Origin of the sequence: Streptomyces sp. NPDC058470 (assembly GCF_042721055.1) — a bacterium.
In the GTDB taxonomy this organism is placed as follows: Bacteria; Actinomycetota; Actinomycetes; order Streptomycetales; family Streptomycetaceae; genus Streptomyces.
Genome location: NZ_JBHXMF010000046.1, coordinates 62,863 through 73,385 on the forward strand (window position 1 = coordinate 62,863; position 10,523 = coordinate 73,385).

Genomic DNA, 10,523 nt, shown 5'->3' on the forward strand with positions numbered 1-10,523 from the left:
CTGTCCCCGCGGGCCCGGCGGGGTTTTCGGCCGCGCGCGCCGCGGGACGGGTGCGCTGCGTACGGGGGGGGGGCCCCCGGGCCCCCGCCCCCCCCCACCTCTGTGCGTACGGGGCTCAGCCGGCCGCTGCCGGCACCGGCACCTGCGCCGTGAGCAGGGCGGACAGGCGGGTCGTGCGCGGCTTCTGCGGGACCTCCGCCACCGCGTGCGCCAACGCCTGGTCCACTCCGTGGACCACGGACAGGTGCCGCTCGGCGCGGCCGAAGGCCGTGTAGATCCACGGCCTGGTCAGCGACTGCGCGGCGTCACCGGGAAGCACCACGACCGCGGCGGGCAGGCGCAGACCCACCGCCTGGTGTGCCGTGAGCGCCCAGCCGAGCCGCACGGACTGCTCCACCCGCTCCTTGGGTACGACGACGGGGGCGCTCGCGCACTCCAGGTGCAGCCCGTCCGCGTCGGCCTTCACCACGTGCCCCGGCACCGTACGGCCCGGGGCAGCGGAGTACGCGATCCGGTCGCCCGGGTCGAAGCCGCCGAAGCGGCCGGGACCGGGGTTGAGCCGCTCCTTGAGCGCGATGTTCAGCGCGCGGGTGCCGGCCGCTCCACCGTGTCCCGGAGTGATCACCTGCGTCTGCTCGGCCGGGATGCCGATCGCGCGGGGCACCGAGTCCGCGACCAGCTGCACCGTGCGGTGCACCGCCTCACCGGCGTCACGCACCGGGACGATCACGACCTCTTTGCCGGGCGCCTCGACCTGGTTCAGCTCGCCGATCCCGATGCCGGACACCAGCTCGCCGATGGGCCCGGGGTCCGGTGTCCGCGAGGCCACCTGCGGGCAGACCCGGGCGGCGAGCAGGTCCGCGAAGACCCGCCCGGGGCCCGCCGACCACAGCACCCCGGGGTCCCCGCTCAGTACCAGCCGCGCCCCGTCCGGCAGCGACTCGGCCAGCATCGCCGCCGTCTCGATGTCGAGCTGCGGCGCGTCCAGGACGACGAGCAGGTCGAGGGCGAGGGCGCCTTCGGGGTCCCGCCCGGGGCCTTCGGCTCCGGAGAGCAGACCGGCGACGGTGACCTCGGGCCGGCCGGCGTCGTCGGTGTCCTGAGGTGCTGCCGTGTTGTCCGTCGTCCCGAGCAGTGCGGCGAAACGGCGGCGGCCGTCCGGCGTGTGCGTGGCGGCGTACGCCCGCAGGCCGAGCTCCCGCGCTGCGGCGACCAGCGCCGCCGGTTCCGCGCGGGACGCCTCGCCGCCGGTGTGCAGGACGACACCGTGACCGGCGACCGCGCTGATCAGCTCGGCGGTGGATCCGGACGCCGAACCGGCAGCGGACGCCCAGTCGGTCGCGTCCTCCTTCGGCAGCGCGTTGACCACGCGGGCGAGGCCGTCGGCGAGGCTCTCCTCGGCCAGCGCGTACCGCTCCAGGGCGACGAGGACGCGGACCGGGCGCTCCTCGGTCTCCTCGTCCTCCGCCGCCACCGGCGCGGCGGTGTCGAGCGCGTCATGGAAGACCAGCGCCTCCCCCTCCGCCAGGGTGCTCTGTACAGCCGCGTCCGGGTCCGGCACCGAGCGCTGGGCGAGCGCGGCGGTGAGCGCCTCGGAGTCCAGGGCTGTGTGTCCGGCAAGGGCCGCCTGCTCGAGGAGCCAGACGGTGACCGCCCGGCCCCGCCGCTCGTCGTCCGGGCCGCACTCCGCGCCGAGCAGGGCCCGGGCGAACCCGTCGGCCTGCTCGAGCCGCACCCCGGAAACTCGCAGCAACTGCCAGGGGTCCTCGCGCAGTTGCTCGTCCGCGCCCTCGCCCAGGGCGGTGACGACCTGCGGTACGAGCGTGTCGGGGGCGCCGCCCTCGGTGAGGACCGCGCGTACGGTCTCGACGGCCTCCGGTGCGACGGCCTCCGGTGCGACGGCCTCCCGTGCGACGGCGGAGGGTGCGCCGGTCGGGGCCGTGGCGGGCTGGGTCGGGCGCACGGGCTCCGGCGCGGCTGCTCGGGGAGTCGGCGACGGCTCACGGAACGCCCTGGCCACCGGCTTCTCGCCGCTCTCCACGGCCCGAACCGCGGCCAGCAGATCGGCGGCCGTCCCGCTGAGCTTGCGGCCGGCCTCGACCGGCCCCTGCTTCTCGGCCTTCCGCCGTGCGATCCGCTCGCGCTCCAGACGTTGGGCGGCCAACTCGGCCGCGGCCTCGGACAGTTGCTTGGCGGCGCTCTCCGCGCCCTCGACGGTCGCGACAGAGCCGTCGTCCGAACCCGCGTCCGAACCCGCGTCCGAACCCGCGTCCGAGCCGGCGTCCGAACCCTCGCCCGTGCCGGCGTCCGTGTCCTCGCCCTCGGGGGCGTCCGCACCAGGCGCCCCCGGCTCCGCGTCCTCCGTGGTCTCGGGCTCCGTGCTCACAGCGTGCTCCAGTCGTGATCGGGATAGTGGTGCACCGGTGCCGACACATCGTCGAGCGCCCGGCAGATCTCGTCAGGAAGACTAAGGGTCTCCACTGACAACGCGGCCGTGAGCTGCTGCGCGTTGCGCGCGCCGATGATCGGGGCGACGACACCGGGCCGGTCGCGGACCCAGGCGAGAGCCACCTGCAGCGGTGTCACCGCGAGGCCGTCCGCCGCGGTCTTCACGGCGTCCACGATGCCGCTCGCCGCCTCGTCCAGGTACGGCGCGACGAAGGGTGCCAGGTGTTCGGAGCCGCCCCGCGAGTCTGCAGGCGTCCCGTTGCGGTACTTGCCCGTGAGCACGCCCCGCCCGAGCGGTGAGGAGGGGAGCAGGCCGACGCCCAGGTCGAGGGCGGCCGGCAGCACCTCCCGCTCGACGCCGCGCTGGAGCAGGGAGTACTCCATCTGCGTACTGGCCAGCCGGGTCCGTACCCCGGGCGCCGCGAGCTGCCAGGTCGCCGCCTTGGCGAGCTGCCAGCCGCAGAAGTTGGACACTCCCGCGTACCGCGCGCGCCCGCTGCTGACGGCAAGGTCGAGCGCCTGGAGGGTCTCGTCCAGCGGTGTTCCCGGGTCGTAGGCGTGGACGTGCCACAGGTCCACATAGTCGGTGCCGAGGCGGGTGAGTGAGGCGTCCAGGGCCGACAGCAGATGCCCGCGCGAGCCGTCGAAGCGCCGGTCCGCGTCGGGTACGCTCCCCGCCTTCGTCGAGATGACCAGGTCCCGGCGCGGCACGAGCCCTTCTATGAGCTGTCCGAGCAGATACTCGGCCTCCCCGTCCCCGTACACGTCCGCGGTGTCGACGAGGGTCCCGCCCGCCTCCCAGAACGCCTTCAACAGGTGCGCCGCGTCATGCTCGTCGGTGTCCCGGCCCCATGTAAGGGTGCCGAGTCCGATCCGGGACACACGCAGGCCTGTACGGCCGAGATGCCTCTGCTCCATGGACGCCGAGATTACTGGCCATGACTCCCTGCGTGGGGGGCCTGTGGACAACCAGAATCACCCGAGGCCGAACCCGTCCCTGCCACGGCGCCCACCAGCGCGCTAGTGTCTCGGACACAAGGGACGTTACTGATCGGTAAGGGGAATCGGCCATGCAGCTCGGGATCAACCTCGGCTACTGGGGCGGCGGAATGGACGCGGACAATCTCGCCGTCGCCCAGGAGGCCGACCGGCTCGGATACGCGGTTTGCTGGGCCGCCGAGGCCTACGGCTCGGACGCGGCCACCGTGCTCAGCTGGGTCGCCGCCAAGACCGAGCGCATCGACGTCGGCTCGGCCATCTTCCAGATCCCGGCCCGCCAGCCCACGATGACCGCGATGACGGCCGCCACCCTGGACTCGCTCTCCGGCGGCCGCTTCCGCCTCGGTCTCGGTGTCTCCGGCCCGCAGGTCTCCGAGGGCTGGTACGGCGTCAAGTTCGACAAGCCGCTGGCCCGCACCCGCGAGTACGTGGAGATCGTCCGGAAGGCCATGACACGCGAGCGGCTCTCGTACGAGGGCACGCACTGGACGCTGCCACTGCCGGGCGGCCCCGGCAAGCCGCTCAAGCTGACCGTGCACCCGGAGCGCGAGCACATCCCGCTCTACATCGCCGCGATCGGCCCCAAGAACCTGGAGCAGACCGGCGAGATCGCCGACGGCGCGCTGCTGATCTTCCCCTCGGCCGACCACCTGGAGGACACCGCGATCACGCACCTGCGCGCGGGCCGCGAGAAGGCCGGCAAGACGCTGGAGGGCTTCGACATCTGCCCGACGCTGCCGCTCGCGCTCGGTGACGACAAGGACGTGACCGCGCTGGCCGACATGTTCCGGCCGTACACGGCGCTCTACGTCGGTGGCATGGGCAGCCGCAAGCAGAACTTCTACAACCAGCTCGCCCAGCGCATGGGGTACGAGAAGGAGGCCGCCGAGATCCAGGACAAGTACCTGTCCGGCGACAAGGAGGGTGCGGCCGCGGCCATTCCGCACTCGCTGATCGACCAGACCACGCTGCTCGGCTCCGTCGACCGCATCGCCGACCGGATGAAGGCGTACGCCGCAGCCGGGGTCACCACGCTCACGCTGGCGCCCGCGGGCTTCTCGCTGGAGGACCGGATCGCCTCGCTCCGGGCCGGTACCGAGGCCCTGGAGCGCGCCGGTCTGGCGTAACGCGGCGAATCGCCTCCGAATTGGTTTCTGCGGCCGTGGTGGGGGCTCGGGGGTCTCCCCGCCACGGCCGTCACCGGGAACAACGCGCCAGGGCCCCTCGGGTTACGCCCCTGAGTGTCCCTCTCCGTCCTTCGTTTGGCGGAGTTGTCCGACATATCGGTTGCCGCGCTCCTGCCAACCCATTTGACTCGGTTTCTGCGGAAACCCTGTATGGAGGTGGCAGTGATGCTTTCGGCCAAGAGTCTGCTCCAGGAAATCCTCGACAACGACGAGTCGTTCCGGCTCTTCTGCTCCATCGCTGCCAGCGGGGAGTCGCAGGGGGGCTGGGAGAACGCGCGGATCGCCGTGCTCGTCCCGCAGAGCGAACGGGAGCTCGCCCCCAGGATCACCCGGCACGGCGCCGACGAGGACAAGCACGGCCGGATCTTCAACGCCCTCATGAAGAAGCGCGGCCTGACACCCGTCGAGGTCCCGTCCGACACCGACTACACCATGCTCCTTGAGCGGCACGGGATCGGTCTCGCGCACGACAAGCTCAAGAGCGACGAGCCGCTGAGCGTGCAGGACATCGTCACGTATCTCGCCCACAGCAGGGTCACTGAACAGCGCGCCTCCGAGGAGATGGAGCTGCTGTGCAGGTACTTCGCCGACCATCCCGACATCGGCCGCGCGGTGAGGATGATCTCGAACGACGAGGACAACCACCTCGCGTACTGCCACGAGGAACTGCTGCGCTTCGCGAGCGCCGGGCACGGCCGTGCCATCCAGCGGACGCTGCGCGAGTGCGCGCACGCCGAGATCTGCGTCTACCGGGACGTCAGCCTCGCCGTGATGGCCCACATGGGGCGCATTCTCGGCTGGTCCAGGGCGAGGTCCGCGACGCTCGTCGCGGCGATCCACGCCGTCTACGCCTACGAGCGGGCCATGGGCTGGCGCCGGATGGTCTCTCTCCGCATGCCCGAGCGGCGCGACGCGCTGGGCGGGCCCGCGGCCGCGGCACCCGAATTCGCGTAGCCCATCGCCACGCGCGCGTGGAGCCCGGTTTTCAACAATCCCGCCCCTGAAGGACCTTAGTCTCCGGCGACCCCGTCCCTGAAGGGCCCTGGTCTCCGGCGATCTCGCCCCTGAAAGGCCCGCCTACAGCCAGCCCCGCCGCTTGAAGAGCCGGTACAGGACGATCTCCAGGACCACCATCAGCAGGATCACCGCCGGATAGGACCACAGCCAGTGCAGCTCGGGCATGTGGTCGAAGTTCATGCCGTAGACGCCTGCGATCATCGTGGGCACCGCGGCCATGGCCGCGAACGCGGAGATCTTCCGCATGTCGTCGTTCTGGCGCACGCTCATCTGCGCCAGATGGGCCGAGAGGATGTCCGAGACCAGTCGGTCCAGGCTCTCCACGGACTCGTTCACGCGCATCAGATGGTCGTTGACGTCGCGGAAGAAGGGCTGAGCCTTCTCGTGCACGAAGGGCACGGCCGTCCCGTAGGGGCCCGTGCCCGCGAGCCTGGTCAGCGGGACCGACAGCGGGACCGTGGCCCTGCGGAACTCCAGGATCTGCCGCTTGAAGGTGTAGATCCGTGCGGCGGTCGTCCGTGAGCCGCCGACGTTCGGCGAGAAGACCTCCGCCTCCAGTTCCTCCAGGTCGGTCCCCAGCTCGGTCGCCACCTCCAGATAGTGATCGACGGTGGCGTCGGCGATCGAATAGAGCACCGTGGTGGGGCCGAGCCGGAGCCGTTCGGGATCGGCCTCCAGGTGGTGCCGTACCGCCGCGAGAGGCGATTCCTCGCCGTGCCGGACGGTCACCACGAAGCAGTCGCCGATGAAGACCATGACCTCGCCGGTGGTGACGGTGTCGCCGTCCGGTTCGTACACGACCGGCTTGAGGACCATGAACAGCGAATCGTCGTACACCTCCAGCTTGGGTCGCTGGTGCGCCTTCAGGGCGTCCTCGACCGCCAGCGGGTGCAGCCCGAACTCCTCGGTGACGAGGTCGAACTCCCGCTCCGTCGGGTCGTGCAGCCCGATCCAGAGGAACGCGTTGCCTGCCGCACGGGCCTCGGCCAGGGCGTCGGAGAGGTCGTCGGGACCCTCCGTGCGGTGCCCGTCGCGGTAGATGGCGCTGTCGACGATCACGGAGCGTATTCTTCCGCCGAAGAGGTCGGGGCGCACTCCGGCCACCTCCTCCCGCGGTCCGGACCTGGTCCCCGGGGCGCCCGTTTACGCTGGGCCGCATGCCCACCCTGATCCTTGTCCGGCACGGACGTTCCACCGCCAACACCTCCGGACTGCTCGCCGGCTGGACGCCCGGCGTCGCCCTGGACGAGCGCGGCACCCAGCAGGCCTCGGCTCTCCCTGGTCGGCTCGCCGCGCTGCCGATCTCCGAGGTCGTCACGAGCCCCCTGCAACGCTGCCAGGAGACCGTCCAGCCGCTCCTCGACGCGCGGCCGGAGCTGCGGGCGCACACCGAGGAGCGCATCGGGGAGGCCCACTACGGCGACTGGACCGGCCGCAAGCTCGCCGAGCTGATGGACGAGCCGCTGATGGAGGTCGTCCAGACCCATCCGTCGGCGGTGGCGTTTCCCGGCGGCGAGTCGATGCGGGCCATGCAGACACGGGCCGCCGAGGCCGTACGCGAGTGGAACGCGCGCGTGGAGCGCGATCACGGCAGTGACGCCGTGTATCTCATGTGCTCGCACGGCGACATCATCAAATCCCTTGTGGCGGAAGCACTTGGACTTCATCTCGACCTCTTCCAACGGATCTCTGTCGAACCGTGTTCCATCACCGCGATCCGCTACACACGAATGCGGCCGTTTCTCGTGCGCCTCGGAGACACCGGTGATTTCGCGTCCCTGGCGCCGCGCGAGGAACCCCCGAGCGGTGACGCCACGGTCGGGGGCGGTGCGGGCGCACCGTGATCGTCGGCCGCAGTAGGGTGAAGCGGTCCAAGCAGCGCAGTAGTTGTCATCCGTAAGTGCATCCGTAGGTGTCAGCAGACTTGTCAGCAGCCGATGCGGGCCGACGCTCGTCAGCCGGTCCTCATGCCGAATCAATGGAGACAGGACGTGTCCCGTCAGGTGTTCCTCTACGACCCCCCGGACCGTTTCGTCGCCGGTACGGTCGGGTTGCCCGGGCGCCGTACCTTCTTCCTACAGGCCACCTCGGGCCCCCGGGTGACCAGCGTGGCTCTGGAGAAGACCCAGGTGGCCGCACTCGCCGAACGCATGGACGAGCTCCTCGATGAGGTCGTACGGCGTACGGGTGGCAGCGCGCCGGTGCCGGTCGTAGCCCCTTCCGAGGTGTCCGACACCGCCCCGCTCGACGCCCCCGTCGAGGAGGAGTTCCGGGTCGGCACCATGGCGCTGGCCTGGGACGGTGACGAGCAGCGCATGATCGTCGAGGCGCAGGCTCTCGTGGAGCTCGACACCGACTCCGACGAGGACCTCGCCGAGGCCGAGGAGCGGCTGCTCCAGGACGACGAGAACGGTCCGCCGATGCTCCGGGTCCGGCTCACCGGCGCGCAGGCCCGTGCCTTCGCCAAACGCGCCCTCGACGTCGTCAACGCGGGCCGGCCGCCCTGCCCGCTCTGCAGCCTCCCGCTCGACCCGGAAGGACACGTATGTCCGCGCCAGAACGGATACCGCCGCGGAGCGTGACCACGGCCGAGCTGCTCGCCAAGGGAGAGCTGAAGGTACGCGGACGCATCCGCGAGGCATCCAACGCGGTGTTGTACTGCTCCGTCTCCTACGAGGGCCGGGACGCGTTCTGCGTCTACAAGCCGGTCGCCGGGGAGCGGCCCCTGTGGGACTTTCCCGACGGGAACCTGGCGCAGCGCGAGGTCGCCGCGTACGAGGTGTCCGAGGCGACCGGGTGGGGACTCGTGCCGACCACCGTGCTGCGGGACGGGCCGTACGGCGAGGGCATGTGCCAGCTCTGGATCGAGGCGGCGCCCGAAGCGGAGCTACTGGCCCTGGTGGACGGCGAGGAGCCGTCCGAGGGCTGGAAGGCGATCGGATTCGCCGAGGTCGCCGAGGGGAAGACGGCGCTTCTCGTGCACGCCGACGACGCGCGGCTGCGGAGACTGGCCGTGCTCGACGCGGTGATCAACAACGCCGACCGCAAGGGCGGCCATCTGCTGCCCGCCGGTGAGGGGCGGCTGTACGGCATCGACCACGGCGTCACCTTCAACGCCGAGAACAAACTGCGGACGTTGCTGTGGGGGTGGGCGGGGGAGTCCCTGCCCGCCGAGGCGGTCTCGGTGCTCTCCGCCCTGCGGGACGGACTGGCGCCCGGCGCACCGCTCGCCACCCGGCTGGCCGAACTCGTCACCGCCGCGGAGGTGGACGCCACGCGCGCGCGTGTCGAGGCGATGCTGGAGTCGGGGAAGCATCCCGAGCCCAGCGGGGAGTGGCCGGCCATTCCCTGGCCGCCGGTGTGACGTCGTCCACGGAGCTTCGGCGATCCCGGGAACGCCGTAGACGCATAGCGCCGCGCTTCACGCAAGACCGCCTTCCCGGCCATCAGGAGTGGTCCGGTTCGTATACGTAACTTCCGGCCGGTTACGCTCATTGCATGTATGCCTGGCCCGCTTCTGACGTCCCCGCCCTGCCTGGTGAGGGCCGCGACCTCCGGATCCACGACACTGCGACCGGTGGGCTCGTCCGTCTTGACCCCGGTCCCGTCGCCCGTATCTACGTGTGCGGCATCACGCCGTACGACGCGACCCATCTGGGGCACGCGGCGACCTACAACGCGTTCGACCTCGTTCAGCGCGTGTGGCTCGACACCAAGCGGCAGGTTCACTACGTCCAGAACGTGACCGATGTCGACGATCCGCTGCTGCAGCGCGCGGAGCGGGACGGCGTCGACTGGGTGGCGCTCGCCGAGAAGGAGACCGCCCTCTTCCGCGAGGACATGACCGCCCTGCGGATGCTGCCCCCGAAGCACTACATCGGGGCCGTCGAGGCGATACCGGGGATCGTTCCGCTCGTCGAGCGGCTGCGGGACGCGGGAGCGGCGTACGAGCTCGAAGGCGACGTCTACTTCTCCGTCGAGTCGGATCCGCACTTCGGCAAGGTGTCCCACCTGGACGCCGCCGCCATGCGCCTGCTGTCCGCCGAGCGCGGTGGCGACCCGGACCGTCCGGGCAAGAAGAACCCGCTCGACCCGATGCTCTGGATGGCCGCCCGCGAGGGCGAGCCCAGCTGGGACGGCGGCTCGCTGGGGCTCGGCCGCCCCGGCTGGCACATCGAGTGCGTCGCCATCGCCCTCGACCACCTGGGGATGGGCTTCGACGTCCAGGGCGGCGGCTCCGACCTCACCTTCCCGCACCACGAGATGGGCGCCTCGCACGCCCAGGTGCTGACCGGCGAGTTCCCCATGGCCAAGGCGTACGTCCACGCAGGCATGGTCGCGCTGCACGGCGAGAAGATGTCGAAGTCCAAGGGCAACCTCGTCTTCGTGTCCACGCTCCGGCACGACGGGGTCGACCCGGCCGCCATCCGGCTCGCACTGCTAGCGCACCACTACCGGGCCGACTGGGAGTGGACGGATTCGGTCCTCGACGGGGCCCTCGCACGGCTGGAGAGCTGGCGGGCCGCGGTGTCGCGCCCGGACGGACCGTCCGCCGACGCGCTTGTCGAGGAGATCCGCGAAGCCCTCGCGGGCGACCTGGACGCGCCGACAGCGCTCGCCGCGGTCGACCGCTGGGCCGCGCTCCAGCACGAGCAGGGCGGTACCGACGAGGGCGCCCCCGGCGTCGTGTCGCGCGCCGTGGACGCCCTCCTCGGAGTGGCTCTCTAGCAACAGACGGGGGCCGGGGGGGGTTTGACCCCCCCCGCGCCCCCGGGGGTGGGGGAGGCGTCCGCCCGTACTTGGTGTGTGGTATAAAAAAAATAAGCGGGCGCCGAGATTTTTGGTGTTTATAGAGGGGGGGGGCGTATGATT

Annotated in this window: 9 protein-coding genes; 6 read left to right on the forward strand and 3 right to left on the reverse strand. The window is 71.2% G+C overall.

What is annotated here, in order from left to right; translation table 11 throughout:
- Nucleotides 1-115: 115 nt before the first annotated feature.
- Nucleotides 116-2,386 carry a helix-hairpin-helix domain-containing protein gene (locus ACFWP7_RS29825; RefSeq protein WP_384387408.1) on the reverse strand — a complete coding sequence of 757 codons (2,271 nt, stop codon included), beginning with the start codon at nucleotides 2,384-2,386 and terminating at the stop codon, nucleotides 116-118.
- Nucleotides 2,383-3,366 carry an aldo/keto reductase gene (locus tag ACFWP7_RS29830; protein WP_384387411.1) on the reverse strand — a complete coding sequence of 328 codons (984 nt, stop codon included), beginning with the start codon at nucleotides 3,364-3,366 and terminating at the stop codon, nucleotides 2,383-2,385. Before ACFWP7_RS29830 ends, ACFWP7_RS29825 begins: the two co-directional genes overlap by 4 nt.
- 152 nt (nucleotides 3,367-3,518) lie before the next feature.
- Here ACFWP7_RS29830 and ACFWP7_RS29835 point away from each other — a divergent pair, with 152 nt between their 5' ends.
- Together ACFWP7_RS29835 and ACFWP7_RS29840 are read left to right on the forward strand one after the other, a co-directional pair.
- Nucleotides 3,519-4,574, forward strand: coding sequence for an LLM class F420-dependent oxidoreductase (locus ACFWP7_RS29835; protein ID WP_384387414.1), 1,056 nt, complete (start codon nucleotides 3,519-3,521; stop codon nucleotides 4,572-4,574).
- A 225-nt stretch (nucleotides 4,575-4,799) separates the two neighbouring features.
- Nucleotides 4,800-5,588: a ferritin-like domain-containing protein gene (locus ACFWP7_RS29840; RefSeq protein WP_384387417.1), complete on the forward strand. Its 789-nt coding sequence runs from the start codon at nucleotides 4,800-4,802 to the stop codon at nucleotides 5,586-5,588.
- 123 nt (nucleotides 5,589-5,711) lie between these two features.
- Here the strand turns inward: ACFWP7_RS29840 and corA are convergent, their stop codons facing one another.
- Nucleotides 5,712-6,710 (reverse strand): magnesium/cobalt transporter CorA, encoded by a 999-nt coding sequence (corA, locus tag ACFWP7_RS29845; RefSeq protein WP_384387420.1) that lies wholly within the window; start codon nucleotides 6,708-6,710, stop codon nucleotides 5,712-5,714.
- A gap of 98 nt (nucleotides 6,711-6,808) precedes the next feature.
- Between corA and ACFWP7_RS29850 the strand changes: the two genes are divergently transcribed.
- From ACFWP7_RS29850 to mshC, 4 genes are all read left to right on the forward strand, one after another.
- On the forward strand, nucleotides 6,809-7,495 hold the full coding sequence (locus tag ACFWP7_RS29850; RefSeq protein WP_384387424.1) for a histidine phosphatase family protein: 687 nt from the start codon (nucleotides 6,809-6,811) through the stop codon (nucleotides 7,493-7,495).
- 147 nt (nucleotides 7,496-7,642) lie between these two features.
- A complete protein-coding gene (locus ACFWP7_RS29855; protein ID WP_384387427.1) occupies nucleotides 7,643-8,233 on the forward strand; it encodes a DUF3090 domain-containing protein in 591 nt (196 codons plus the stop codon).
- Nucleotides 8,197-9,015, forward strand: a complete 819-nt coding sequence (locus ACFWP7_RS29860; RefSeq protein ID WP_384387429.1) for an SCO1664 family protein — start codon at nucleotides 8,197-8,199, stop codon at nucleotides 9,013-9,015. The genes ACFWP7_RS29855 and ACFWP7_RS29860 overlap by 37 nt, the downstream gene beginning before the upstream one ends.
- Before the next feature lie 134 nt (nucleotides 9,016-9,149).
- The gene (gene mshC / locus ACFWP7_RS29865; protein ID WP_384387432.1) at nucleotides 9,150-10,379 is read left to right on the forward strand and encodes a cysteine--1-D-myo-inosityl 2-amino-2-deoxy-alpha-D-glucopyranoside ligase; all 1,230 of its coding nucleotides are present in this window, start codon (nucleotides 9,150-9,152) and stop codon (nucleotides 10,377-10,379) included.
- Nucleotides 10,380-10,523: the final 144 nt, after the last annotated feature.